The sequence below is a fragment of the Curtobacterium sp. 1310 genome (genome assembly GCF_017834105.1).
Classification (GTDB): domain Bacteria; phylum Actinomycetota; class Actinomycetes; order Actinomycetales; family Microbacteriaceae; genus Curtobacterium.
The window spans coordinates 51,061-75,081 of record NZ_JAFICY010000006.1; the positions used below are offsets into that span (position 1 = coordinate 51,061).

A 24,021-nucleotide genomic window follows, 5' to 3' on the forward strand; every position below is an offset into this window, starting at 1 on the left:
GCCTAGCCGCCGGCGAACGGGGGCATCACGTCGACGGTCGCGACGCCGTCGAGCGACGTCGAGCGGTCGCGCGTCGTGACCCCGTCGACGAGGTACGAGCACCGCTCCTGCAACGCCGTCCACCGGTCCGGATCGGCCGCCGTGACGCCCCGCAGTGCCGCATCGAGCGTCGTCGCGGCCACCGTGGTCTCGTCCTGGCCGACGGCCGCGCGGGCCGCGGCGAAGAACCGCATCGTCGTCACCGGTCAGCCTCCGATCGCACTCATGCCGCGGGACGGGTGCACGATCCCGTCCGCGTCGTCGCCGTGGTCCCGCGGCTTCGCCCACATCGCGCGTCGCCAGGTGTCGAGCAGGACGTCGTCGTCGGCGCCGGCGCGCAGGGGGCCGAGCAGGTCGACCTCGTCGTCCGAGAACAGGCAGGAGCGCACGTGTCCCTCGGCGGTCAGGCGCGTGCGGGTGCAGTCGGCGCAGAACGACTCGGTGATGCTCGCGATCACACCGACGGTGCCGAGCGCTTCGCCGTCGAGCGTCGACACGCGGTACCGCTCGGCGGGGGCGCCGTCACGCGGCGCCTCGTCGGGCTCGAGCCGGTAGTGCTCGCCGAGCAGGGCGCGGGTCTCCTCCGCCGTGACCATGGTGGCGCCGTCCCAGGCGTGCCCCGGGTCGAGCGGCATCTGCTCGATGAAGCGCAGCTCGTGCCCGCGCTCGAGGCACCAGGCGAGCAGGTCGACGGCGAGGTGGTCGTTCACCCCGCGGAGCAGCACCGCGTTGACCTTGACCCCGAGACCCGCGTCCGCCGCGGCGGCGATGCCCTCGAGCACGCGGTCGAGGAACGGGCGCCGGGTGACCTCGGCGAAGACGTCCGGGTCGACGGTGTCGAGCGAGACGTTGACGCGGCGCAGTCCGGCGTCCGCCAGGGCCTGTGCGCGGTTCGCCAGGCCGATCGCGTTCGTGGTGATCGACAGTTCGACGTCGTGGGCCGAGCACCGACGGACGATGTCGACGAGGTCGGCGCGCAGGAGCGGCTCACCACCGGTGAAGCGGACCTTGCGCACGCCGAGGGTGCCGGCGGCGAGGCCGACCAGACGGTCGATCTCCGCCGCCGTCATGAGCGCGTCGGACGGGATCACGGGCAGCCCCTCCGCCGGCATGCAGTACGTGCATCGGAGGTTGCAGCGCTCGGTGAGCGAGACCCGCAGGTCGACGGCGCGCCGGGCGAACCGGTCGACGAGCCCGGGGTCGTCGACGGGTCGAGGAGGGATGGCCGGCGACTCGCTGCGCACCCGGCGCAGCAGGCCGGTCGAGGGCAGGATCCGCGCCGTCATCCCCGTGATGCTACCCCGCGTCGATGCGGTCGCGGGTGCGGGGGTCCACGGACCGCCACCCACGGGGGTCGAGTCGTCGTCCCCAGCGCACCCAGTCCTCGCGCCGGGTGCGGACGAGCGTGACGACCACGATCACGAGCACCGCGGCGAGGAGCCACCACCGGAACGCGGGCGCCGAGGGCCAGACCCCGCGCAGGGCGATGGCGAGGTTCAGGGCCATCCACTCCCACCGACCCGAGAGGACCACGAAGGGGATGAGGAGCAGCGCGTACCAGGGGTACCGCGGGGTCACGGCGAGGAAGGTCACACCGATCATGAACACCTCGGCGGACCACGGCCGTGCGGGGTCCGCGAGGCGCCAGGACACCACGGCGGCCAGGAGCACCACGAGCCCGACGACGATCGTCGCCGCATCGCCCTCGATCACGGACGAGACCAGGGCGAACCGGGAGCCGTCCTCGTAGCCCTCCTCGGACAGGTAGCCGGGCAGGTACCCGAGGACCTTCACGCCGGTCGTGAGCACGTAGGGCACGTAGAGCAGCGCGAACGTGGCGATGCCGACGGGGACCGCCCACCAGTACCGCCACCGGCCGAGCAGGGGCGGGTAGACGATCGCCGGGATGAGCTTGGTGGCCGTCGCCGCACCGAGGGCGATCCCGCCCCAGATCGGCCGACCGAAGGCGACGAGCACGACGCCCGCCGTGGCGAGGGCGGCACCGACGACGTCGACGTGCGAGTTCGTGACCGCCTCGGACGCGACGAGCGGCGACCAGGCCCACAGCGCGGCCCACCAGGTCGGGCGGCCGACGCGACGGAGCACCGCGACCAGACCGATCGTGACGCCGAGGGAGACGAGGAGTCCCGCGACCTGGAACGGCATGTACTGCGCGGTCGCGGGCACGAAGGCGCGCACACCGGCGAACCACAGCTGCGCCATCGGCGGGTAGATCGTGGTCACGTCCGGCCGGTTGATGGCGACGCAGTGCCCGTCGGCTCCGTCGCCGAGCCCGCGCATCCGCGGCTCGAGCGGCTTGCAGGTGCCGTCGATCTTGTCCGGGAACAGCCAGTCCGGGCGCAGGTCGGCCAGCGCGTTCGACTGCGGCGTGTGGGCGTACGGTGAAATGCCGGCGTGTTGCACGATGCCGTCCCAGGCGTACCGGGCAGAGTCGGTACTGGTGTTCGGCGGGCCGACGAGCGCCGCGATGCCGACCACGACCGCCCCACCGAGGACGATCCGGGTCGTCCACTCGCGGGGCACGAACCGCACGGCGACCACTGCTCCCGCGAAGACCGCCCAAGCGATGAGCGTCCAGGCAACGAATGGTGCACGATGACCGGCACGGAGGAACCCCAGATGCGTGATGCCGAAGGCGATGACACCCGCCAGCGCCAGCACGCCGACGACGGACAGGACGGTCGACACGACCGCGGTCGTCGGGACGGAGGCGGCGCGCGGTCGTCTGCTCATGGTTCCCCGAGGCTACCGATCGTGCGCCGGGTCCTGCTGGATGCACGCGCGACCATGGCGTCCCCGAACCGCAACGCCCGCTCGGCCGTCGTCTGGGGTCGCCTGCTCGGCATCGCGTTCGTCGTCTGCTTCGGGACCGGCGTCTACAGCCACCTGCTGCAGGACCCCCTGCCGTGGATGCGCTTCCCGACCCGGCCGACGCAGCTCTACCAGTTCACGCAGGGCCTGCACATCACCGCGGGCATCGCGATCATCCCGCTGCTGCTCGCCAAGCTGAACGTCGTCATGCCCGCGCTGGCCCAGGTCCCGCCGGTGCGCGGGGTCCTGCACCTGCTCGAGCGGCTGTCGATCGCGGTGCTCGTGTCGGCGTCGATCGTGCAGGTCGGCACCGGCCTGCTGAACACGTACCAGTGGTACCCGTGGCCGTTCCCGTTCCGCCAGGTCCACTACGCCATGTCGTACCTGATCATCGGTTCGCTCGTCGTGCACATCGCGTCGAAGCTGCCCGTGATCGTGCGCTACTGGCGGGCGCGGGACGCCTACGACGCCGAGGGTCGGTTCGTCGCGGACCCGACGGTGGGCAGCGAGCTGCTGCCGGACGGCCGGGAGGCCCGCCCCGCCGTGGGTGGACGCCCCGCGGCCGAGCAGACGGCCGGGGCGTACCCCCGCGGCCTGACCGGCCGCCTGCTGCGGTGGGTGGACGGCGCGGCTGCGCCGGCTGCGCCGGCGGGCGCCGCCGAGACTCGCCCTGGCGGACAGGTTCGCGGTCTCGGGACCGCGAACACGTCCGCGGAGCCGAGTCTCGGGGACGGTGCCGGCGGGGCGGAGGCGGGTCGCGCCTCCCGGCCGGAGCACGACGACGCGCTCCCCGGACCCCGTCAGCGGATCGCCCGCCGCGGGTTCGTGGCGGGTGTGACGGCGGCGACCGTCGGCGTCGTCGCGCTCACCGCGGGACAGTCGAACCGGCTCCTCGAACCGCTCAACGTCTTCGGTGCCCGCCAGCGGTACATCGGCCCGGACGACCTTCCCGTCAACCGCACCGCTCGCGCCGCCGGCGTGCTGGCGACCGCGACCGCGGCGGACTGGACGCTGACCGTCGTCGGTCCGGACGTCACGCGGACGTTCTCCCGCGCCGAGCTCGTCGCGCTCGGCACCGCCACCGCGGACCTGCCGATCTCGTGCGTCGAGGGGTGGAGCCAGGTGGCGTCGTGGCGGGGTGTCCGGATGCGGGACCTGCTCGCCTCCGTGCAGGCCGACCCGGTGTCGGCGCTGCGGATCACGAGCCTCGAGAAGAGCGGCGGGTACCGGGTCACCGAGATGGGCCCGGAGTACGCGTCCGACCCGACGACGCTCCTCGCGCTCGAGGTGAACGGGAAGACGCTCGACCTGGACCACGGGTTCCCCGCCCGGGTCATCGCGCCGGGACGACCCGGCGTGCTGCAGACGAAGTGGATCGGGAAGATCGAGGTGATCCGATGAGGGCCGCGAGGATCGTGCTCGTCGTCGTGGGCGTGCTCGTGATGGCGTTCGGTGCGTACGTGCTCGTCACGACCGTCCGACCGAACCGCATCTGGGGCCTGGCGACGTGGCTGCTCGGCGCGGTCGTGCTGCACGACGTCGTGCTGTCGCCGTTCGTGGTCGGAGCGGGACTCCTGCTCCGTCGGACCGGCAGGACGCTCGGCGCCGGGGTGCTCGTCGTCGTGCAGACCGCGGTGGTGCTCGGGAGCGTGCTCGCCCTGGTGGTGCTCCCGGAGATCGCCGCGAAGCAGCACGGACAGAAGAACCCGACCGTGCTGCCGTTCGACTACACCACGCGGTTGCTCGTCGTCGAGGGGCTGCTGCTCGCGGTCGTCGTGGTGGCACTCGTGGTGGGCGTCGTCCGTGCCCGACGATCCCCGCGACCACTGGTTGCATCGACAACCAATGGCTAGCATGAGTGCATGACGGACGAGACGCCCTGGCTCACGCGCGACCAGCTCCGCGCGTGGATGAAGCTGGTCGCCGTCATGGAACTCCTCCCGGCCGCGCTCGACCAGCAGCTCCAGCGGGACGCCGATCTGACCCACTTCGACTACATGGTCGTCGCGATGCTGTCGGAGACCGAGTCGCGCACGCTCCGGATGTCGGCGCTCGCCGCGGCGACGAACGCGTCCCTGCCGCGCCTGTCGCACGTGGTGTCGCGGCTCGAGAAGCGCGGGCTCGTCACCCGGTGCCCCTCGGTCGACGACCGCCGAGCCACCGACGTCCGACTGACCGACGACGGGTTCGCGGCCATCGTCGCGGCGGCGCCCGACCACGTCCGGACCGCCCGACGCTTCGTCATCGACGCGCTGAGCGACGAGCAGGTCCGGCAGCTCGACGGCATCACGCGGGCGCTGCTCGGGCGGCTCGACCCCGAGGGGCGGTTCGCGGCGCTGACCTACCCGCGGTCCGACGGCGAGGTGCTGTGCGAGGAGCGTCTGACGGGTGCGTCGCCTGCGGCACCGGCGGGCGTGCTCTTCCGGGACGCGACTGCGGACGACACCGGGCTGCTCCGGCACGCGACGCTCGCGGCGATGAACTGGAAGGCCCCGTCCTTCGTGGACGCCGACCTCGACCGCCCCGAGTTCGCGCACTACTTCGTCGGTTTCGACCCCGCCCGCGACCACGGCGTCGTGGCGGTGGACGGCGAGGGACCGGTCGGGGTGGCGTGGGCGCGGTTCCTGCCGGCGGACGACCCCGGGTACGGGTTCGTGGCCGAGGACGTCCCGGAACTCACGATGGCCGTCGAGGCGCGCGGGCGGGGTCGGGGGATCGGCACGGCGCTGCTCGCGCGGTTGCTCGACGCCGGCCGGGCCGCGGGCTGGCCGGGTGTCAGCCTGAGCGTCGAGGACGGCAACACCGGGGCGCGGATCGCGTACGAGCGGGCCGGGTTCCGGACGGTCGGGCGGAACGGGGACTCGGACACGATGCTCGTCCGGTCCTGACGTCCGGGCCGGCGCCCTGGTCGGCCTGGTCGGTTCGGTCGGCCTGGTCGGTTCGGTCGGTCTGGTCGGTCTGCTCGCGTCGCGGGTGACTGGTACACCAGTAGGATCTGGCGCATGACCGACCGTGCCACGCCGTCCGACACGTACTCCTACCTCGGACCCGCCGGCACGTTCACCGAGGCGGCACTCAAGCTCGTCGAGGCCGCCGCCGGCAAGCCCTGGCGCAGCGTGAACAACGTCGGCGAGGCGCTCGACGACGTCGTGACGGGACGGTCGGTCGGAGCGGTGATCGCGATCGAGAACAGCGTCGACGGCGGCGTCAGCGCCACGCAGGACGCCCTGGCGCGGATCCCCGGCGTGCGGATCGTGGGCGAGTACCTCGTGCCCGTCGACTTCGTGCTCGTGGCCCGGCACGGCACCGCCCTGTCGGACGTGCGGACCGTGAACGCGCACCCGGTCGCGTACGCGCAGACGCACCGCTGGCTCGAGACCAACCTGCGCGGCCACGGCCACATCCCGGCGTCGTCGAACGTCGCCGCCGCGACCGCGCTGCTCGACGAGCACCCCGTCGCGGACGCCGCCGTGGCCCCGCCGGGGATCACCGACCACCACGACCTGGCGGTGCTCGCGTCGTCCATCGGCGACAACGCCTCGGCGGTCACCCGCTTCGTGCTCGTGTCACGCACGCTCGCGATCCCGGAGCGCACGGGAGCGGACAAGACGAGCGTCATCGTCGAGCTGCCGAGCGAGCACCCCGGCGCCCTGGTCGACATGCTCGAGCAGTTCGCGACGCGGGGCATCAACATGGGGCTGCTGTCCTCGCGGCCGATCGGCGACGAGCTCGGGCGCTACCGGTTCGTGATCGACCTCGACGGCCACGTGCACGACGAGCGGGTGGCCGACGCCCTGCTCGGCCTGCGCCGGTTCAGCCCCCGCGTGACGTTCCTCGGGTCGTACCCGCGCGCCGACGGCTTCCGCCCGGAGGTCTCCGCGCGCTACTCGGACGAGGCGTTCGTCGAGGCGCGGGACTGGCTCCGCGCGATCGTCTCCGGCGAGCCCGACGTCGAGCCCGAGCCCGAGGCCGGCTGAGCCCGAGCCCGAGCCCGAGCCCGGCCGAGCCCGAGCCCGGCCGAGCCCGACGTCGAGCCCGAGCCTGGCGCGCGCGGCCGAGCCCGGCGGAGCGGCTGGTCCGGCAGTGGCGCGACGTGCCGCCGAACAACCGGAGGCACGTCGCACCACGCTCTTCGGTGGTTCGACGTGCCTCCGGTTGTGCGGGCCGCTCTCCGTCCCAGCAGGCGCACGCCCGCCGGAAGGGGGCCCGCGTCAGCTGTGGGCGTTCTCGACCCGGCGCGTGTTGCGGGTCTGGTCCTGCGGTCCGGCGACGCGCACCCGCAGCCCACCGGTGTCGATGCGCGCCTTGAACGCCACGACCTCGCCGACCGGGTCGCCGTCGATCTCGAACTCGTCCGGACGCTCGAGCCGCGCCACGAACTCCTGACCGCGGATGTAGCGCAGCGGTCGTTCGTCGCGGGCCGCGGTGGCGATGCGCTTGCCGACCTGGGTCTGCCCGATCTTCGAGCGGCGGAACGAGCGCAGGATCGCGTTCTCCCAGAACACCCGGGCGCCGATCCGGACCCACCCGAAGAACCCGCGGGGCCGCATCACGACGATGTCGAACACACCGTCGTCGATCTCGGCGTCCGGCAGGAGCGTCGCGCCGGCCTGCAGCATCCCGCAGTTCCCGACGATGAGCGAGTGCGCGCGCACGGACTGGTTGCCCTCGCCGTCGAGCCGGTACCGGAACTCGAAGGCGTCGGCGTCGCGGAGCGACCGGAAGAGCGAGTCGACGTAGGCGAGCCAGCCGACCTTCTTCTTCAGGTCGTCGTTCGTGTTGGCGAGCATCCGGGCGTCGAGCCCGAGCCCGGCCATGACGACGAAGCCGAACTGCTCGCGCTCACCGCCCTCGCGCTCGACCTCGAGCTCACCGAAGTCGATCGGGCGGTCCTCGCCGCGGAAGATCGTCCGGACGCTCGCACCGAGGTCGTCGATCGGCGCCGGGATGTTCCGGGCGAGCAGGTTGCCGGTGCCGCTCGGCAGCAGGGCGAGCACGGCGTCGGACCCGTGCACGATCTCGGCCACGGCACGGACGGTGCCGTCACCGCCGGCCGCTGCGACGACGTCGGCTCCGGCGTCGAGCGCGGCCTTCGCCATGCCGCCGCCCGGGTCCTCCTCCGAGGTCTCGAACCAGAGGGTCTCGGCCCAGCCGGCCTCCTGCTCGTGCTCCGCGACGGTGCGCTGCAGGGTCTCGAGGTCCACCTTCACCGGGTTGTAGACGACCGCGGCCGTCTTCTGCTCGGTGGGGAGGGCGTCCTGGCCCGCGGGCGCGGTCTCCGATGGTGTCGACATGCTGCCGACGTTACCGACGGACGCCTGCGAGCGACCGGCCGGGTCGGCGCGCGACCGCCCGGGTCGGCAACCCGACCGGCCGTACCGGCGCACGACCGCGCGCGTCGCTGACCGGCCCGTCCGGGTCGGCGCGACCGCCCGCGTCGGCGACCCGCCCGCGTCGGCGACCCGCCCGTCCGGCTCAGCGCCGGTCGTGCAGCGTGACCGGGTAGCCGTCCGGGTCCGCGAAGGTGAACGTCCGACCGAACGGGCCGTCGAACGGCGGGGTCACGATCGTGTGCCCGTCGGCGACGAGCGCGTCGTGGATCGCCTGGACGTCGGTCGCGTGGAACCACAGTGCGACGCCGAGCGCGGGCTGCCCGGCGGACAGGTCCGTCCCGGGTACGAGGTCGCGGAGCGCGAACGCGATCGGCTCGGTCTGGAAGACCACGGCGTGCGGCGGGCCGGCGGGGGAGCGGACGAGTCCGAGGTACCGCTCGTAGAACGCCTGCGAGGCGTCGAGGTCGCGGACCTGCAGCGAGGTGAAGTCGATCCCGGTGGCGGGCATGGTGTGCTCCTTCGTCTGTGTCAGATGCCTGACACGAGCAGTATGTGTCAGACTCCTGACATGCGTCAAGCGCGGATCGACCTCGACAGCTCGGTCGGCTACGTCCTGAAGGAGGCCGCCAGTGCCCTGCGTGCCGCCATGGAGGACGCCCTCCGTCCCCTCGGCATGACGGTCACGCACTACTCGTGCCTCGAACTGCTCGCCCAGCGCCCCGGCATGTCGAACTCCGACCTCGCGCGCGGCACCTTCGTCACCCGGCAGTCGATGAACACGCTCCTGCAGCAGCTCGAGCGCGACGGCATCGTCACCCGGCCGGCCACCCCGACCACGGGCAAGGTGCTCCCCACCACGCTCACCGCAGCCGGACGGCGACAGCGCGAGGCGGCGAGTGCGGCGGTCCGGCAGGTCGAGCTCCGGATGACCCGGGACCTCGACGAGGCGGGCCGCGCAGCGGCCTTCCGCCTGCTGCGCGGGATGGTCGCCGCCCTGCGTGACGTCCCGTCGGGTGCCGTGACCGACTGACGGACGGGAGGCCCGTGGCGGGGCCGCCACGGGCCTCCCGTCCGGCGGTCACACGCTCCCTCTAGGATGATCCGGTGATCGATCTGCAGCTCCTGCGCGACAACCCTGACCTCATCAAGGCCTCGCAGGAGGCGCGCGGCGCCTCCGTCTCCGTCGTCGACGACGCGGTGTCCGCCGACACCGCCCGCCGCGCTGCGATCACGTCGTTCGAGGCGCTGCGCGCCGAGCAGAACGCGTTCGGCAAGACCGTCGCGAAGGCCCCGAAGGACGAGAAGCCCGCGCTCGTGCAGCAGGCGCAGGCGCTCGCCGCACGCGTGAAGGAGGCCCAGGCCGAGGTCACCGCAGCCGAGGAGACCTTCGACCGGGTGGTCCGTACGATCCCGAACGTCGTGCTGCCGGACGTGCCGAAGGGCGGCGAGGACGACTTCGTCACGCTGCGCACCGTCGGCACGAAGCCCGAGTTCGCCTTCGAGCCGAAGGACCACGCCGACCTCGGCGAGCACCTCGGCATCATCGACATCCCGCGCGGCGTGAAGGTCTCCGGATCGCGCTTCTACTTCCTCCGCGGCCTGGGCGCCCGGCTCGAGATCGCTCTCATGCACCTCGGGCTCGACCGCGCCGTGGAGCACGGGTTCGAGCCGCTCATCACGCCGACGCTCGTGCGTCCGGAGACGATGGCGGGCACCGGGTTCCTCGGCGAGCACGCGGCCGAGGTCTACCGGCTCGAGGCCGACGACCTCTACCTGACCGGCACGAGCGAGGTCGCCCTCGCCGGGTTCCACGCCGACGAGATCCTGTCGTTCCCGGAGTCGGGCGACCCGATCCGCTACGCCGGCTGGTCGACCTGCTACCGGCGCGAGGCCGGGTCCGCGGGCAAGGACAACCGGGGCATCCTCCGCGTGCACCAGTTCAACAAGCTCGAGATGTTCTCGTACGTGCTCCCGGAGCAGGCCGAGGCGGAGCACCAGCGCCTGGTCGCGATGCAGGAGTCGATGATGCAGGACCTCGGCCTGCACTACCGCGTGATCGACGTCGCCGGCGGTGACCTCGGCACGAGCGCCGCACGCAAGTACGACATCGAGGCGTGGGTCCCGACGCAGGGCACCTTCCGCGAGCTCACGTCGACCTCGAACTGCACGACGTTCCAGGCTCGTCGCCTCGACACCCGCTACCGCACGTCGACCGGGAAGACGGCGCCGGTCGCCACGCTGAACGGCACGCTCGCGACCACCCGCTGGATCGTCGCGATCCTCGAGACCCACCAGCAGGCCGACGGGTCGGTGGTCGTGCCCGAGGTGCTGCGGCCGTACCTGGGCGGCGTCGAGGTCATCGAGCCCCGATGAGCGCGCACGAGCGGTTCGTCGACGGGTCGGCGCAGGGCGGCGGCTCCGGCGCCGGTGCGTCCGGCTCGGGCTCGGTCGCTGCCGGCGGCGCTGTCGCTGGTGCCACCGGTGGTGCTGCCGGTGGTGCTGCCACTTCTCCGCGGACGAAGCGCTGGCTCGTCGCGCTCGACGTGGACGGCACGACGATGCGCGAGGACGGTGTCATCACGGACACGGTGATCGACGCCGTCCGCGACGCCGAGGCCGCCGGGCACGAGGTCATGCTCTCCACCGGACGCAGCGAGGGCATGACGATCCCGCTGCTCGAACGCCTGGGGCTCCGGTCGAAGTACGTCGTGTGCGCCAACGGTGCGCTGACCCTCGCCCGTCAGGACGACGGGTCCTACCGCCGGGTCCACGTCGAGCGGTTCGACCCGACCGAGGTCCTGCAGGTCATCCACGGTGCGCTCGCGAACGCGGCGTTCGGCGTCGAGGACGAGACCGGCCACTTCCTGCTCTCCGGCAACTTCCCCGACGACACGATGACCGTCGCCGGCGAGCACGTGCCGTTCGAGCAGTTGCTCGGGACCGAGGCCACCCGCGTCGTCGTCATCTCGCCGGGACACGACACCGAGGACTTCCTGCAGGTCGTCGAGCGCATGGGGCTGCAGAAGGTGTCGTACTCGGTCGGCTGGACGTCGTGGCTCGACATCGCTCCCGAGGGCGTGACGAAGGCCACCGCGATGGAGCGCGTCCGCGAGTGGCTCGACATCCCACGCTCCCGCGTCATGGCGGCGGGTGACGGGCGGAACGACATCGACATGCTGCGCTGGGCGTCGACCTCGGGCCGCGGAGTCGTCATGGGGCAGGCCCCGGACGACGTCGTCGACGCGGGCAACGAGCTGACCGGCGGGGTCACCGACGACGGGCTCGCCGCGGCACTCGACGCGCTGCCGCGCTGACGGACGGCAGGTTCGCTAGACTGCCCGGGACGCGATCACGTCTCGCCACGTGGTCGCGTCACGGAGGGTTGTCCGAGCGGCCGATGGAGCCTGTCTTGAAAACAGGTGGGCAGCAATGTCTCGTGGGTTCGAATCCCACACCCTCCGCACATGAGCACCGGGACCCGCCTCCGACTGATCGAGCTGTCCGATGCAGCCGAGCTCGCCGCGATCGTCCGCGCGAGCGCCGATCACCTGCGACCGTTCGAGCCGACGCGGCCGGACAGCTACTTCACCGAGGCCGGGCAGCGCGCGACCATCGGTGTCCTGCTCGCCGCCGCGCAGAACGGCTCGGTGCCCTTCGTGATCGTGGGAGATGACGACGAGTTGCTCGGACGGATCACCCTGAGCGGTGTGACCCGGGGCGCCCTGCAGTCGTGTGCGCTCGGGTACTGGGTCCGTGCCGACCGAACGCGGCAGGGGCACGCGACCCGTGCGGTCGGGCTCGCGGTGGACCACGCGTTCCGGGAGCTCGGGCTGCACCGGGTCCAGGCAGAGACCCTCCCGGAGAACACCGGCTCGCAGCGGGCGCTCGAGCGGAACGGCTTCGAGCGGTACGGATTCGCGCCGAAGTACATCCGGATCGCCGGGGAGTGGCGGGACCACGTCATGTTCCAGGTGCTCGCGCCGGACGCCTGACGCGCGGACGCCCGAGCCGAACGCGCGCGGTGCCCGCTGCCCGCTGCGCCCTGCCCGCTGCACAACGGGAAGCACCTCGCGCCGTGGAACGACGTGGCGCGACGTGCTCCCCGTTGTGCGCGGGCGTGTCGAACCACGACCCCGACGTCGAGCCAGTGCGCGATCGTCAGGGGGTGTACGGGGCGTCCGGCCACGGCACGACGAGCGCACCGCCGGTGAGTGCGAGCGAGCACGCGAGCCCGACCCCGGAGCCGATCACGAGCCCGAGGACCGCGAACCGCGCCGCCGACGCCCCGCCGTGGCGAGCGAGGCGCGCCACCATCAGCAGCAGGAGGAACCCCACCACGTGGCCGACGACGAGTCCGACGAGTCCGAGGGGGATGCCGGGGTTCGCTCCCGATCGGTCGGGGGTCGCGCCGCGGGTGGCCTCCTCCGATGCCAGGAACAGCCACAGCCACGAGCAGGCCCCGCCGAGGACGCCGAGCCCCACGGTCGCCCAGTAGAGCGCGACCCAGCCCGGTCGCGTCCACCCCGACCGTTCGTCCGTACCGACCGTCGCCCCCGCTGTCATCGGGGCAGCCTAGCGCGCCGCCTCGCGCCGCACGCTGCACGCTGCACGCTGCACGCTGCACGCTGCACAACGGGGAGCACGTCGCGCCGTGGAACGACGTGGCGCGACGTGCTCCCGGTTGTGCGCGCGCACGTCGAACCACGATCCCGCCGTCGAATCACGATCCCGCCGACACGGAGGCGAACCGCGGAGCGGCCGGGCTCAGGGGCGGGCGCCGAGCGCGGCGAGTTCCGCACGCGTGCGGGCACCGTGCTTCCGGAGCAGGTTCGCCACGTGGTACTTGACCGTGTTCGGACTGATCCCGAGCCCCTCGGCGATCTCCCGGTTCCCGACGCCGGTCACCACGAGCCGCAGCACGTCGCGCTCCCGCTCGGTCAGGTCGGTGTCCTCCGGCAGGTCGGCCGCGCCCGGCGCCGGGTCGAGGGGGAGCGAGATGTCCAGGGTCGAGCCCCAGCCCGGCGTGGAGTCGACGTGCATCGTGCCGTCGAGGGCGACGACCCGCTCGGCGATCGGGCGGACGGCATCGTCGTGCGTGTCGAGGGTGCCGGCACCGTCGTCCCGGAGCTGCATGAGCAGGTTGCGCCCGTCGCAGTCCCACTGGATCCGGACGCGTCGGGCGACCCCGCCGTCGACCAGGGCGAGGACGGCCGTGCGGACGATCGCTCGTGCGCTGTGCGCGACGTCCCCGGGCAGGGCCCTGCCGGTCGTCGGCGGCTCGACGAACTGCACGTCGAGGTCACCGAACCGGACCAGCGGGCGGAGGTCGGCCCGCAATCGTGAGAACGCCCCGGTGACGGGTTCGAGCAGGGTGCTCCGCTGCCGGTCGGTCACGGTCCGGAGCTCGACGAGTGCGGCCGAGGCGATCTCGACGGCCTCGGCGCGGGCGGCGGCGTCGGACAGGCGGTTCGCGCGCAGGGCGGCGAGCACCGACTCGAGGGTCAACGCGTGACGGTCGGCCTGCTCCGCAACCGTCCGGGCGTGCTCCGACGCCGCGATCCGGCTGGCTGGTGCGTCCGGTTCCGTCTCCACGAGGACCGAACGTACCCGGCCCACCCGGACGGACGGTCCCACCCGATCGGGTGGGTGGACCGCCTGCCCGGGCAGCGGCGCGATCGACCCCGCGCGAGGAGCATCGGAGTCATGGCCACCACGACGACCGCCGACGCCCTCGGAGTGATCGGCGACGAGCTCCAGGAGCTGATCGCGACCGTCCGCCGCGCCGACCAGGCACCGTTCGCGCGTGCCCTCGCCCTGCTCGCCGACGCCGAGCGTGTCTTCGTGCACGGCGCCGGACGGTCCGGACTCGCGCTCCGGATGACCGCCATGCGCCTCATGCACCTCGGGCTCGACGTGCACGTCGTCGGCGAGGTCACGACGCCCGCGATCCGGCGGGGCGACCTGCTGCTCGTCGCGAGCGGCTCGGGCACCACCGGCGGCATCGTGCAGGCAGCACGCACCGCGACCGAGGTTGGTGCGCAGGTGCTCGCCGTCAGCACGACGGACGACTCCCCGCTGTCCGAGGTCGCCGACACCACGCTCGTCCTGCCCGCCGCCACGAAGACGGACCGCTCCGGCACGGCCTCGGCGCAGTACGCGGGCGGCCTGTTCGAGCAGGGCGTCGCGCTCCTCGGGGACGCCCTGTTCCACGCGCTCTGGCAGCGCAGCGGGCACTCCGCCGACGACCTGTGGCCGCGGCACGCCAACCTCGAGTGAACCGACCGTGACGCCGCCGGTGCCACCCGAGCGCGCCACCGAGACCCCCACGAACCACCACCGGAAGGACACCACCATGCAGCTCCAGTTCGCCATGGACACCCTGACCACCGAGGCCGCCCTCGACCTCGCCGGCAAGGCCGCGCCGTACGTCGACGTCATCGAGCTCGGCACGCCGCTGATCAAGAGCGCCGGCCTCTCCGCGATCACCGCGATCAAGGAGGCGCACCCGGACAAGGTCGTCTTCGCCGACCTCAAGACGATGGACGCCGGCGAGCTCGAGGCCGACATCGCCTTCACGGCCGGTGCCGACCTCGTCACCGTGCTCGGCGTCGCGGGTGACTCCACCATCGCCGGTGCCGTGAAGGCCGCGAAGGCGCACGGCAAGGGCATCGTCGTCGACCTGATCGGCGTGCCCGACAAGGCCGCCCGCGCGAAGGAGGTCGTCGCGCTCGGCGCCGAGTTCGTCGAGATGCACGCCGGCCTCGACGAGCAGGCCGAGGAGGGCTTCACCTTCGAGACGCTGCTGCGCGACGGCGAGGCCTCGGGCGTCCCGTTCTCGGTCGCCGGCGGCATCACCACCGACACGATCGAGGCCGTGCAGGCCTCGGGCGCCCGCATCGCGGTCGCCGGCAGCGCGATCTACAGCGCCGACGACGTGGCCGCCGCCGCGTCCGCGCTCCGCGACGCGATCTCGGAGCCCGCCTCCGCCTGATCCGGACCACCTGACGGACGGGAGGCCCGTGGCGACACCGCCACGGGCCTCCCGTCCGTCACCGGGCGCGGCGACGGAACGTCGTGACCAGTGCGTCGACCAGCAGGAACCCGAGCAGGGTGACCCCGACGACGGGCAGCAGCAGCGCGAGGCCGACGGCGGCGACGACGACCGCGGTGGTGCCCCACCACGGAGCCCGGGCCAGCGCACCCGCGGCGGGCGCGCGACCCGCACGCGCGCCGGTGGGACGCCGCTGCCACCACATGAGGTAGCCGAACACGACCATCGCCGCGATCCCGAGCGCCGCGAGCAGCAGCACGACCTGGTTCGCCAGGCCGAACAGCGCGCCCATGTGCGTGTTGATGCCGAGCTTGGCGGCCTTCGCCATGAGCGGGTAGTCGGCCCAGGTGACCCGCGACACCGCCGTCATCGTGCCCGGGTCCACCGCGACCGCGTCCATCGCGACCGGCCAGCTGAGCTTGATCTCCTCGACGGTCCACGCCGTGCCGGCGGCCGCCGGCGGACGGATCCGGACCTCGGCCGCGCGGACACCGGAGTCGCGGGCGACCGCGAGCACCTCGTCGAACTGCTCGGGCGTCGTCGTCGGGGAGCCCATCGGCATCGAGCCACCGCCGTGATGCCCGGCGTGCTCCCCGCCCGACGTCGCCGACGAGCCGTCGAGTGCGGTGTCGACCGTGGGCGCCTGCCAGCTGAGCGTCGAGCGGAGCGCGCTGACGTTGTCGCCCGCGAAGTGCGACCAGGTGATGCCGGTGGCCGACAGGAAGAGCGCGCCGAGGAGCACCCACGCGCCCGTCGCGGCGTGCCAGGAGAACGTCCTCCGGTACCCGGTCGCACGGTTGTCCGGCAGCACGAGGTCGCGCTTCCGCCGTGCGCGCCGGATGCGGAACGCCCAGATGCCGATGCCGGCGAGCGACACGATGCCGAGCCACGACGCCGCGGTCTCGCTGTAGAGCCGCCCGACGTCGCCGAGGAACAGGCTGCGGTGCACGGTGCTGATCCAGGTGCGGAAGGGGAGCGACCCCGACGTGCCGTAGACCGGCAGGTCCCCGCGCACCGCGGCGTCGCCCGGGTCGACGAACACCGCACGGGTCTGGGACTCGAGCAGGCCCTCCTCGGTGAACATCACGCGCGTGGTGGTGCCGGGCGTGGGGGCCGGGCGGACCTCGGCGACGGTGTCGTCCGGGTGGTGGCGGGCCACGTAGCGCTCGGCGGCCGCGACCTGGTCGGCGAGGGGGAGCGCAGGCGCGGACGACGGCGCCGTGAGCTCCTGCCGGTACACGCCCTGCTCGACGGTCGGTGCGACGGCGTACACGGCGCCGGAGAGCGCCGCCACCAGGACGAACGGGCCGACGAAGAGCCCGGCGGTGAAGTGCAGGCGGAGGAGGAGCTGGGCGAACCAGCCGCGGGACGGAGGCGGGGCGGTGACGGGCATCGGAGCGCAGGGTCCTGTCGGGCTGTCGGGCTGAGGTGCGGCACCGTGCCGCACGAGCGCTCACTCTACAAGACGTAGAACGTCAGCGTCGCACGTCGCAGCCGCAGCTCGCCCCGAGCACGAGTTCCGCCGGCACCAGGTCGAGGTGGTGGTCGTCGGGGTCCTCCCGCGCGAGCACCCGGTCGACCGCGGCCGCGGCCATCGCCTCGACGGGTTGCCGGACGACGGTGAGCTGGGGGTTCGTGTAGTCGGCCTCCGCCACGCCGTCGAACGAGACCACGGCGACGTCGTCCGGGGAGCGGAGCCCGAGCTCGTACAGGGCGCGCAGGAGCCCGACGGCCTGCAGGTCGGAGCTGACGAAGACGGCGCGCGGTCCGGTGCCGCCGCCGAACATCCGGAGGCCCGCTTCGTACCCGCCGGCGCGGTCGAACGAGCAGCGCACGATCGGTCCGTCCGGCAGCCCGGCCGCGCGCAGGGCCTGCATCCACCCCTGCTCGCGGAGCTCCATCGACCCGGTGTGCCCCATGACGAGCCCGATCTCCCGGTAGCCGTGGTCGACGAGGTGCTGCGTGCCCTCGCGGGCGCCGCGCAGGGCGTCGACGCCGATGCTCGCGTACTCGGGTACCTCGAAGAAGGTGTTGAGCAGCACCATCGGGATGCCGGGGTCGGTCGTCGACGACAGGTCGGGGTGCGTCATGATGCTCGTCACGATGATCCCGTCGACCTGCCGGGCGGACAGCGTGCGGAGCCGCTCCCGCTCCTGCTGGGCGTCCCCGTCGCTGTTCGCGATGAGGAGGTCGTACCCCCGGGCCGCCGCGGCGTGCGTGACGGCCACCGCGAGCTCCGACCAGAACGGGTTGTCGAGCTCGGGCACGATCAGGCCGAGCATCTTCGAGGAGCCCGTGCGGAGTGCCTGGGCGCTCGCGTTCGGGCGGTAGCCGAGCACCCGGATGGCCTCGCGGACCCGCGCTGCCGTCTCCGCGGCGACCGGGCGCGGTCCGTCGTGCACGACGTAGCTGACGACCGACGTGCTCACCCCTGCGTACCGGGCGACGTCCGCACGGGTGACCGCCCTCGGGTTGGTCGGCACGGTCACGGGATCACCTTCGTCGGTCGGTCCGTCGGCCGCTCGGGCCGACGGGGAGCGGCCCGGCGCCGTCACGGGACGGGGCCGGGCCGCACTGGTCGCACGGGATGCCCGCGCGGACTCCTCGACGTCGTCGGGTGACGGTCGTCGTCGGGCGCCGTCCGACGTCGGGTGACGACCGTGGTCGGGCGCCGTCCGTCGCCGAGCGGCGGGCTACTCGCTCGCGATCCTAGACGAGACGGTGCTGGTGGCGGGCTCGGGTGCGTCGCCGTGGTCGGGGACGGGCAGCCGCACGCCGCCCTGCAGGGCCGACCGGTGCGCGACGATGCCGGGCAGCGTGTACCGGGCGGCGACCCAGGCGTTCACCGGGGGGAGCGTCCCGTCGACGACCGCGCGGACGAAGTCGTCGACCAGGAAGTGGTGGCTGCCCTCGTGCCCGGTCGGCACCCCGTCGAACTCGGCGGGCAGGCGGTCGACGTCGTGCACGGGGGCGTAGCCGGACACGAACGCGTCCCGGAGGGCCGGGTCGACGTCGGCGAGACGCGGGTCGTCGAGCTCCATCGTCGGGCGGGTGTCGATCTGGTCGCTGACGTCGTGCACGGCCTCCTTGTCCTGCCACACGCTGACCGTCGCGAGCTGCTCGAAGCTGGCCTCGGTGCCGAAGTACCGGAAGCGGGACTCGCGGAGGTGCGACGGGTAGCCGACCCGTCGCATCTCGTTGATCCGGACGACACCGCCGTTGTCGAGCTCGAACAGGGCGGTCGCGTTCGAGAAGTCGTTGTCGAACTGGCTGACCTCCTTGTCGAAGACGCCGTCGTCGCGGTCGTCCTTGACGCCGATGCAGCTGACGCTGACCGCGTGTCCGGGGATCGCGCCGAGGACGCCACCGACCGAGTGCGTCGGGTAGAGCATGGGCGGGTAGCTCGCAGTGCGCTTCCACTGCTCGCCGCCGCTGTACTGGTAGGCGGCGTAGAAGCCGAGGTCCATGTCGTGGACGTAGTCGCCCTCGGCGTAGAACACCCGGCCGAAGGCGCCCTCGGCCACCTGCTTCCGCGCGAAGACCGTCGCCGGGTTGTAGTGGCTCGTCTCGCCCATCATGTAGGTGAGCCCCGTCTCGCGGACGGCTTCGATGATCGCGGCGATCTCGTCCTCGGTGACCGCCATCGGCACGGCGGAGTACACGTGCTTGCCGGCCCGGAGAGCGCGGACGACGAGCGGACCGTGCGTCCACCGCTGGGTGAAGATCGCGACGGCGTCGACGTCCGAGGCGAGCACGGCGTCGAAGTCCTCGAGCGTGCCGTCGAGGTGCTGGGCGGCGACGAGGTCCTCGGCGCGGCCCTCGACCACGTCGGTGACGAACACCCGGTCGACGTCCGGGTGGATCTTGAAGAGCTTGGCGAACTGGGGCGCGAACTGGCCGGCTCCGACCATTCCGATGCTGATCATCAGTGACCTTCCGAGGTGGGGGACGTGTCGCCGAGCAGGTCGCTCCGTCGCGATCGCCGCCAAGCATTGCACAGCGGTCTACACGTGACAACCCCTTGGAGCGCGCCACAAATCGCTCCTTGTGACGCCGAGTCCCCACGTGTAGATTCCCCGCCACGGACTGCCGACGTCAGTCCACCGCAGACGAAGGAGTCGCGATGGCAACCGAGAGCCCCTTGTCGTCACCCCTGGTGACGGCACCACCACGGACCGCGCGGAGTGCCGACACGGCACGTGCCCGGACCACCACACCACGCCGCCGACGACGGAACGACCTGTGGCTCGCGCTCGTGTTCATCGCCCCCGCGTCGGTCGGGTTCGCGGTGTTCCTGCTCTGGCCGACGATCCGGGGCATCTGGCTCAGCTTCACCACGTACAACCTGCTCACCCCGCCGGTGTTCACGGGCCTGCAGAACTACGAGCGCCTGGTGCAGGACTCGATCTTCTGGAACTCGATGCTCGTCACCGTCGAGTACGTCGTGCTGAACATCGGCTTCCAGACGGTCCTGGCGCTCTTCATCGCCGTCATGATGCACCGGCTCACGCAGTCGACCTTCGTCCGGGGCATCGTGCTCGCGCCCTACCTGGTGTCGAACGTCGTCGCGGCACTCATCTGGCTCTGGATCCTCGACACGCAGCTCGGCATCGGCAACGAGGTCCTGTCGGCGATCGGTGTCGGACGCATCCCGTTCCTGCAGAGCGACGTCTGGGGCATCCCCACGATCGCCTTCATCAACGTCTGGCGGAACGTCGGTTACACCGCACTGCTCATCTTCGCGGGCCTGCAGGCGCTGCCGGAGAGCGTCTACGAGGCCGGCCGCATCGACGGTGCGAGCGAGTGGAAGATGTTCTGGCGGATCACGGTCCCGCTGCTGCGCCCGATCCTGTCACTGGTGCTCATCATCACGATCATCGGCTCGTTCCAGGTGTTCGACACGGTCGCGATCACCACCCAGGGCGGCCCCGCCAACGCCACGAACGTCGTGCAGAACTACATCTACAACCTGGCCTTCGGCCGGTTCCAGTTCGGGTACGCGTCCGCCGTCTCGGTGGCACTCCTCGTCGTCCTGAGCATCATCACGATCGTCCAGTACCGACTCTCGCGCTCCGGCGAGAGCGACCTGGACTGACGGCCACCGAAGCAACCGGAAGCGAGTCGACGATGACCAGCACCCTGCCCCCGGTGGTCGAACCCACCACCACGCGCGCCCTCACCACCCGCGGCGCGAAGCCCCCGCGTCCGAAGCCGTCCGTCGGACGGGTCCTCGCCTGGACCGCGATGATCGCCGTGATCGTCATGACCCTGTTCCCCTTCTACTGGATCCTCCGGACCGCGCTGTCGTCGAACGGCGCGATCTCCGCCGACCCCACCTCACTGCTGCCGACCGGCTTCAGCATGGGCGGGTTCGAGCGGGTGTTCGGCCTGCAGTCCACCGAGGAGGCCCTGGCGCAGGGCGGCTCCGGCGCGGCGATCAACTTCTGGCAGTACCTGCTCAACTCGGTCGTCACCGCGACGATGATCACGGTCGGGCAGGTGTTCTTCTCCGCCGGAGCCGCCTACGCCTTCGCCCGCCTGCGCTGGCCGGGACGCGACCGGGTGTTCGGGGTGTTCCTCGCCGGGCTCATGGTCCCCACGATCTTCACGCTCCTGCCGAACTTCACCCTGATCAAGTCGCTCGGCCTGGTCGACACCCTGCTCGGGATCGCCCTGCCCTCGATGCTGATGACCCCGTTCGCGGTGTTCTTCCTCCGGCAGTTCTTCCTCGGCATCTCCCGCGAGGTCGAGGAGGCCGCACTCATCGACGGCGCCGGGAAGGTCCGCGTGTTCTTCCGGCTCGTCCTGCCGATGGCATCGGCGCCGATCGCGACGCTGGCGGTCCTCACCTACATCACGGCGTGGAACGACTACTTCTGGCCGCTCATGGTGTCGTACACGGACAGCTCCCGCGTCCTCACGGTCGCGCTCGGGGTGTTCAAGTCGCAGACGCCGCAGTCCGGCACCGACTGGGCGGGCCTCATGGCGGCGACCCTCGTCGCCGCGCTCCCGATGATCGTGCTGTTCGGCGTCTTCGCCAAGCGCATCGTCAACTCCATCGGCTTCTCCGGGATCAAGTAGGGAACCCCGCACATGACGCACTCCATCTCCCGACGCGCACTGTTCGCGGGCGGTGCCTCGGCCCTCGCGCTCGGCGCCCTCGCCGCCTGCTCGTCCCCGAGCACGCCGGACCCCCGCAGCGGCGCGACCGGCACCGTGTCCTACTGGCTGTGGGACGCGAACCAGCTCCCGGCGTACCAGGCCGTCGCGAAGGCCTTCGAGCGTGAGAACCCCGACATCCGGATCCGCATCACCCAGCTCGGGTGGAGCGACTACTGGACGAAGCTCACCGCCGGGTTCATCGCCGGTACCGCGCCCGACGTGTTCACCGACCACCTGTCGAAGTTCCCGCAGTTCGCCGACCTCGACGTGCTCCACCGGCTCGACGAACTCGAGGCGACGAGTGCGATCCGCGACGACGACTACCAGTCCGGCCTCGCGCAGCTCTGGAAGGGGCGCGACGGGCACCGCTACGGGTCGCCGAAGGACTGGGACACGGTCGCGATGTTCTACGACCGGAACGTGATCGCGAAGGCCGGCTACTCGGCCGAGGACCTCGCCGCGCTCGAGTGGAACCCGGACGACGGTGGGACCTTCGAACGGGCGGTCGCGCACCTGACCATCGACGGCAAGGGGCGCCGCGGGGACGAGCCCGGCTTCGACAGGTCGGACGTGGCGGTCTACGGCATCAGCGCCAACGGCAGCGGTGGCGACGGGTTCGGGCAGACGCAGTGGTCGCCGTTCACCGGGTCGATCGACTGGTCCTACACGAACCGGAACCCGTGGGGGAACGCGTTCCGCTACGACGACCCCGCGTTCCAGAAGACGATCTCCTGGTACTTCGGGCTCGCCGAGAAGGGCTACATGCCGAAGTACGGAGTGTTCTCCACGACGACCGGTCCGGACGTGCAGCTCGGGTCGAAGAAGGTCGCGCTCTCGTTCAACGGGTCGTGGATGATCGGCGCCTACGCCGACCTGCAGGGCGTCGACGTCGCCATCGCCCCGACACCGAAGGGGCCGATCGGGCACCGCGCGTCGATGTTCAACGGCCTGGGTGACTCGATCACGAAGCAGGCGCGGAACCCGGAGGCCGCGGCGAAGTGGGTCGCGTTCCTCGGCAGTGCCGCCGCGCAGGAGATCGTCGGCCGCGCGGGCATCGTCTTCCCCGCCCGCCGGTCGGGCACGGACGCCGCGGTCGCCGCCTTCCGGGAGCGCGGGCTCGACGTCTCCGCGTTCACCGAGCAGGTGGCGGACGGCACGACGTTCCTGTTCCCCGTCACCCGGAACCCCGCCGACGTCCAGGCGCTCGTGCAGCCGGCGTTCGACGGCATCTACGCGAACGGCAAGCCCGTGTCGACGCTCACCGGCGTGAACGAGCAGGTCAACACGCTCCTCGCGCTGACCTGAGCCCCGCTGGATCGAGCACGGCCACCCCCACCGGTCGTCCGCACACCGCACCCGACTGCGGTGTGCGGACGACCGCATTGACCCTCCACCGGAGCAGCACACAGACTGGCGCCGATGACGCAACTCACCTCCCTCGTGTACATGTCCGTCGCCGTCGACGAGATGACCGACGACCACCTGGTCGCCATGCTCCGTGAAGCCCGCCTGCGCAACGAGGCGCTCGGTGTCTCCGGACTCCTGCTCGCCAAGGGCGGCCGCTTCATGCAGGTGCTCGAGGGTCCCTCCTGGAGCGTCGAGGACCGCTTCGCCGCGATCGAGCGCGACACCCGCCACGAGGGCGTGAAGTCGCTCTCCCGCGAGGACATCGACACCCGCCGCTTCGACGGCTGGTCGATGGCGTTCGGCAACCCGTCGGACCTCGAGGTCCGCGACGAGCCCGGCTTCAACACCTTCCTCACCGAGCGCTCCGGCCTGCCGGCCGAGCTGTCCGGCTCGCCGGCCGACTGGCTGCTCCGCTGGTTCCGCGGACGCGACCTGCAGGACGTGCCCGAGGAGCGCATGACCCTGGCCCGCCACGCCGCGTGACGACCTGACGGGACCCCCTCGGACTGGAGGCACGGTGCGGGCCCGCACCGTGCCTCCAGTTCGAGACACTGGTCACGTGGGGAAACGTGAGCAGATCTTGGTGGCCGCGGCGGAGGAGTTCGACCGGGTCGGCTTCGCCGCCACGTCGATCGCCGCCGTCGCGCGCCGCGCCGACGTGGCGCAGGGCACCCTGCACTTCCACTTCCCGACGAAGCTCGCGCTCGCCCTCGGCGTGATCGACGAGCAGAACGCGCGGACCTTCGCGGAGGTGAGCCACGACGCCGCGTCGCCGACGGCCGCCCTGATCGGGGCGTCGAAGCAGATCGCGGACCTGCTCCGCACCGACCCGATCGTGCGTGCCGGCATCCGGCTCTCGCTCGAACGCGGCGAGTTCTCCGGAGCGACGTCGTCGTTCTACGAGCAGTGGATCGGCGGCATCGTGGACGTGTTCTGCGTCGCGATCGGCAGCGGTGAGCTCGAGACCGACCTCACCCCGGAGGAGCTCGGCGGTTCGGTCGTGCCCTACTTCACCGGGGTGCAGCTGGTCGCCGAGGTGCGGAGCGGTCGCGCGGACCTCGACCCCGCGGTCGCGGTGATGTGGCGGGTGCTCCTGCAGGCGACGGCCGCGCCGGCGCACCGGGCACGTCTGCTCGGGGTGGTCGCCGACACCTTCCGCGCGGCAGGCTGACCTCGTGGACCGTCGACGGGCGGAGG

At 72.1% G+C, this 24,021-nt stretch carries 25 protein-coding genes and 1 tRNA gene; 16 read left to right on the top strand and 10 right to left on the bottom strand.

Features of this window, described 5'->3' with window-relative positions:
- Positions 1–2 precede the first annotated feature (2 nt).
- From JOD95_RS14025 to JOD95_RS14035, 3 genes are read right to left on the bottom strand one after another with little or no spacing between them, the layout of a single operon-like run.
- Entirely contained in the window at positions 3–233 is a 231-nt protein-coding gene (locus tag JOD95_RS14025; protein WP_245172441.1) for a MoaD/ThiS family protein, read from the bottom strand.
- A gap of 12 nt (positions 234–245) precedes the next feature.
- The gene (gene moaA, locus JOD95_RS14030; protein ID WP_209685581.1) at positions 246–1,325 is read right to left on the bottom strand and encodes a GTP 3',8-cyclase MoaA; all 1,080 of its coding nucleotides are present in this window, start codon (positions 1,323–1,325) and stop codon (positions 246–248) included.
- Positions 1,326–1,335: 10 nt separating this feature from the next.
- Positions 1,336–2,793, bottom strand: coding sequence for a glycosyltransferase family 87 protein (locus tag JOD95_RS14035; protein ID WP_209685583.1), 1,458 nt, complete (start codon positions 2,791–2,793; stop codon positions 1,336–1,338).
- 21 nt (positions 2,794–2,814) lie between these two features.
- Between JOD95_RS14035 and JOD95_RS14040 the strand changes: the two genes are divergently transcribed.
- The 4 genes from JOD95_RS14040 to pheA all read left to right on the top strand — a co-directional run bounded on the left by JOD95_RS14040 (position 2,815) and on the right by pheA (position 6,848).
- Complete coding sequence (locus tag JOD95_RS14040) at positions 2,815–4,272, top strand: molybdopterin-dependent oxidoreductase (protein ID WP_235426363.1); 1,458 nt, start codon at positions 2,815–2,817, stop codon at positions 4,270–4,272.
- Complete coding sequence (locus JOD95_RS14045) at positions 4,269–4,724, top strand: hypothetical protein (protein WP_144411360.1); 456 nt, start codon at positions 4,269–4,271, stop codon at positions 4,722–4,724. The genes JOD95_RS14040 and JOD95_RS14045 overlap by 4 nt, the downstream gene beginning before the upstream one ends.
- Positions 4,725–4,733: 9 nt before the next feature.
- Positions 4,734–5,759, top strand: a complete 1,026-nt coding sequence (locus tag JOD95_RS16995; RefSeq protein WP_307810456.1) for a bifunctional helix-turn-helix transcriptional regulator/GNAT family N-acetyltransferase — start codon at positions 4,734–4,736, stop codon at positions 5,757–5,759.
- A gap of 114 nt (positions 5,760–5,873) precedes the next feature.
- On the top strand, positions 5,874–6,848 hold the full coding sequence (pheA, locus tag JOD95_RS14060; RefSeq protein ID WP_209685585.1) for a prephenate dehydratase: 975 nt from the start codon (positions 5,874–5,876) through the stop codon (positions 6,846–6,848).
- 234 nt (positions 6,849–7,082) lie between these two features.
- On the opposite strand, the gene JOD95_RS14065 is transcribed toward pheA, so the two are convergent.
- The gene (locus JOD95_RS14065) at positions 7,083–8,165 is read right to left on the bottom strand and encodes a diacylglycerol kinase family protein (protein ID WP_066658581.1); all 1,083 of its coding nucleotides are present in this window, start codon (positions 8,163–8,165) and stop codon (positions 7,083–7,085) included.
- A gap of 181 nt (positions 8,166–8,346) precedes the next feature.
- Complete coding sequence (locus JOD95_RS14070; protein WP_066655875.1) at positions 8,347–8,712, bottom strand: VOC family protein; 366 nt, start codon at positions 8,710–8,712, stop codon at positions 8,347–8,349.
- A 60-nt stretch (positions 8,713–8,772) separates the two neighbouring features.
- On the opposite strand from JOD95_RS14070, the gene JOD95_RS14075 reads away from it, so the two are divergent.
- From JOD95_RS14075 to JOD95_RS14095, 5 genes are all read left to right on the top strand, one after another.
- The gene (locus JOD95_RS14075) at positions 8,773–9,234 is read left to right on the top strand and encodes a MarR family winged helix-turn-helix transcriptional regulator (RefSeq protein WP_209685587.1); all 462 of its coding nucleotides are present in this window, start codon (positions 8,773–8,775) and stop codon (positions 9,232–9,234) included.
- Between the two features lie 74 nt (positions 9,235–9,308).
- Positions 9,309–10,577: a serine--tRNA ligase gene (gene serS / locus JOD95_RS14080; RefSeq protein ID WP_209685589.1), complete on the top strand. Its 1,269-nt coding sequence runs from the start codon at positions 9,309–9,311 to the stop codon at positions 10,575–10,577.
- Positions 10,574–11,518: an HAD family hydrolase gene (locus JOD95_RS14085; protein WP_081985027.1), complete on the top strand. Its 945-nt coding sequence runs from the start codon at positions 10,574–10,576 to the stop codon at positions 11,516–11,518. Before serS ends, JOD95_RS14085 begins: the two co-directional genes overlap by 4 nt.
- A gap of 62 nt (positions 11,519–11,580) precedes the next feature.
- A tRNA-Ser gene (locus JOD95_RS14090) sits at positions 11,581–11,665 on the top strand.
- Positions 11,666–11,668: 3 nt separating this feature from the next.
- On the top strand, positions 11,669–12,196 hold the full coding sequence (locus JOD95_RS14095) for a GNAT family N-acetyltransferase (protein WP_209685591.1): 528 nt from the start codon (positions 11,669–11,671) through the stop codon (positions 12,194–12,196).
- A 166-nt stretch (positions 12,197–12,362) separates the two neighbouring features.
- On the opposite strand, the gene JOD95_RS14100 is transcribed toward JOD95_RS14095, so the two are convergent.
- Together JOD95_RS14100 and JOD95_RS14105 are read right to left on the bottom strand one after the other, a co-directional pair.
- Positions 12,363–12,767, bottom strand: a complete 405-nt coding sequence (locus tag JOD95_RS14100) for a hypothetical protein (RefSeq protein ID WP_209685592.1) — start codon at positions 12,765–12,767, stop codon at positions 12,363–12,365.
- A gap of 201 nt (positions 12,768–12,968) precedes the next feature.
- Positions 12,969–13,709, bottom strand: a complete 741-nt coding sequence (locus tag JOD95_RS14105) for a LuxR C-terminal-related transcriptional regulator (RefSeq protein WP_245172414.1) — start codon at positions 13,707–13,709, stop codon at positions 12,969–12,971.
- Between the two features lie 198 nt (positions 13,710–13,907).
- On the opposite strand from JOD95_RS14105, the gene hxlB reads away from it, so the two are divergent.
- Both hxlB and hxlA read left to right on the top strand, forming a co-directional pair.
- The gene (hxlB, locus tag JOD95_RS14110; protein WP_209685594.1) at positions 13,908–14,480 is read left to right on the top strand and encodes a 6-phospho-3-hexuloisomerase; all 573 of its coding nucleotides are present in this window, start codon (positions 13,908–13,910) and stop codon (positions 14,478–14,480) included.
- A gap of 76 nt (positions 14,481–14,556) precedes the next feature.
- On the top strand, positions 14,557–15,195 hold the full coding sequence (gene hxlA, locus JOD95_RS14115; RefSeq protein ID WP_066658574.1) for a 3-hexulose-6-phosphate synthase: 639 nt from the start codon (positions 14,557–14,559) through the stop codon (positions 15,193–15,195).
- 58 nt (positions 15,196–15,253) lie between these two features.
- Here the strand turns inward: hxlA and JOD95_RS14120 are convergent, their stop codons facing one another.
- The 3 genes from JOD95_RS14120 to JOD95_RS14130 form a co-directional block, all read right to left on the bottom strand.
- Entirely contained in the window at positions 15,254–16,648 is a 1,395-nt protein-coding gene (locus tag JOD95_RS14120) for a PepSY domain-containing protein (RefSeq protein WP_209685596.1), read from the bottom strand.
- A gap of 82 nt (positions 16,649–16,730) precedes the next feature.
- Positions 16,731–17,744: a LacI family DNA-binding transcriptional regulator gene (locus JOD95_RS14125; RefSeq protein ID WP_066655849.1), complete on the bottom strand. Its 1,014-nt coding sequence runs from the start codon at positions 17,742–17,744 to the stop codon at positions 16,731–16,733.
- 204 nt (positions 17,745–17,948) lie between these two features.
- The gene (locus tag JOD95_RS14130; RefSeq protein WP_144411460.1) at positions 17,949–19,184 is read right to left on the bottom strand and encodes a Gfo/Idh/MocA family protein; all 1,236 of its coding nucleotides are present in this window, start codon (positions 19,182–19,184) and stop codon (positions 17,949–17,951) included.
- Positions 19,185–19,378: 194 nt separating this feature from the next.
- Between JOD95_RS14130 and JOD95_RS14135 the strand changes: the two genes are divergently transcribed.
- The 5 genes from JOD95_RS14135 (at position 19,379) to JOD95_RS14155 (ending at position 23,995) form a co-directional block, all read left to right on the top strand.
- Positions 19,379–20,350, top strand: a complete 972-nt coding sequence (locus tag JOD95_RS14135; protein ID WP_081985026.1) for a carbohydrate ABC transporter permease — start codon at positions 19,379–19,381, stop codon at positions 20,348–20,350.
- A 32-nt stretch (positions 20,351–20,382) separates the two neighbouring features.
- Complete coding sequence (locus JOD95_RS14140) at positions 20,383–21,336, top strand: carbohydrate ABC transporter permease (protein ID WP_209685598.1); 954 nt, start codon at positions 20,383–20,385, stop codon at positions 21,334–21,336.
- A gap of 12 nt (positions 21,337–21,348) precedes the next feature.
- A complete protein-coding gene (locus JOD95_RS14145; protein ID WP_209685600.1) occupies positions 21,349–22,722 on the top strand; it encodes a sugar ABC transporter substrate-binding protein in 1,374 nt (457 codons plus the stop codon).
- Positions 22,723–22,836: 114 nt separating this feature from the next.
- Positions 22,837–23,307, top strand: a complete 471-nt coding sequence (locus JOD95_RS14150; protein WP_209685602.1) for a BLUF domain-containing protein — start codon at positions 22,837–22,839, stop codon at positions 23,305–23,307.
- Positions 23,308–23,383: 76 nt separating this feature from the next.
- Positions 23,384–23,995, top strand: coding sequence for a ScbR family autoregulator-binding transcription factor (locus JOD95_RS14155; RefSeq protein ID WP_158407764.1), 612 nt, complete (start codon positions 23,384–23,386; stop codon positions 23,993–23,995).
- Positions 23,996–24,021: the final 26 nt, after the last annotated feature.

What these genes read in the sequence shown, in the direction of transcription:
- JOD95_RS14150 (WP_209685602.1), top strand. Translation starts at nt 22,837, where the DNA reads ATGACGCAACTCACCTCCCTCGTGTACATGTCCGTCGCCGTCGACGAG.
- JOD95_RS14140 (WP_209685598.1), top strand. Translation starts at nt 20,383, where the DNA reads ATGACCAGCACCCTGCCCCCGGTGGTCGAACCCACCACCACGCGCGCC.
- JOD95_RS14045 (WP_144411360.1), top strand. Translation starts at nt 4,269, where the DNA reads ATGAGGGCCGCGAGGATCGTGCTCGTCGTCGTGGGCGTGCTCGTGATG.
- hxlB (WP_209685594.1), top strand. Translation starts at nt 13,908, where the DNA reads ATGGCCACCACGACGACCGCCGACGCCCTCGGAGTGATCGGCGACGAG.
- JOD95_RS14025 (WP_245172441.1), bottom strand. Translation starts at nt 233, where the DNA reads ATGCGGTTCTTCGCCGCGGCCCGCGCGGCCGTCGGCCAGGACGAGACC.
- JOD95_RS14145 (WP_209685600.1), top strand. Translation starts at nt 21,349, where the DNA reads ATGACGCACTCCATCTCCCGACGCGCACTGTTCGCGGGCGGTGCCTCG.
- hxlA (WP_066658574.1), top strand. Translation starts at nt 14,557, where the DNA reads ATGCAGCTCCAGTTCGCCATGGACACCCTGACCACCGAGGCCGCCCTC.
- moaA (WP_209685581.1), bottom strand. Translation starts at nt 1,325, where the DNA reads ATGACGGCGCGGATCCTGCCCTCGACCGGCCTGCTGCGCCGGGTGCGC.
- JOD95_RS14085 (WP_081985027.1), top strand. Translation starts at nt 10,574, where the DNA reads ATGAGCGCGCACGAGCGGTTCGTCGACGGGTCGGCGCAGGGCGGCGGC.
- JOD95_RS16995 (WP_307810456.1), top strand. Translation starts at nt 4,734, where the DNA reads ATGACGGACGAGACGCCCTGGCTCACGCGCGACCAGCTCCGCGCGTGG.
- JOD95_RS14100 (WP_209685592.1), bottom strand. Translation starts at nt 12,767, where the DNA reads ATGACAGCGGGGGCGACGGTCGGTACGGACGAACGGTCGGGGTGGACG.
- JOD95_RS14075 (WP_209685587.1), top strand. Translation starts at nt 8,773, where the DNA reads ATGCGTCAAGCGCGGATCGACCTCGACAGCTCGGTCGGCTACGTCCTG.
- JOD95_RS14035 (WP_209685583.1), bottom strand. Translation starts at nt 2,793, where the DNA reads ATGAGCAGACGACCGCGCGCCGCCTCCGTCCCGACGACCGCGGTCGTG.
- JOD95_RS14065 (WP_066658581.1), bottom strand. Translation starts at nt 8,165, where the DNA reads ATGTCGACACCATCGGAGACCGCGCCCGCGGGCCAGGACGCCCTCCCC.
- JOD95_RS14070 (WP_066655875.1), bottom strand. Translation starts at nt 8,712, where the DNA reads ATGCCCGCCACCGGGATCGACTTCACCTCGCTGCAGGTCCGCGACCTC.
- JOD95_RS14135 (WP_081985026.1), top strand. Translation starts at nt 19,379, where the DNA reads ATGGCAACCGAGAGCCCCTTGTCGTCACCCCTGGTGACGGCACCACCA.
- pheA (WP_209685585.1), top strand. Translation starts at nt 5,874, where the DNA reads ATGACCGACCGTGCCACGCCGTCCGACACGTACTCCTACCTCGGACCC.
- JOD95_RS14095 (WP_209685591.1), top strand. Translation starts at nt 11,669, where the DNA reads ATGAGCACCGGGACCCGCCTCCGACTGATCGAGCTGTCCGATGCAGCC.
- JOD95_RS14120 (WP_209685596.1), bottom strand. Translation starts at nt 16,648, where the DNA reads ATGCCCGTCACCGCCCCGCCTCCGTCCCGCGGCTGGTTCGCCCAGCTC.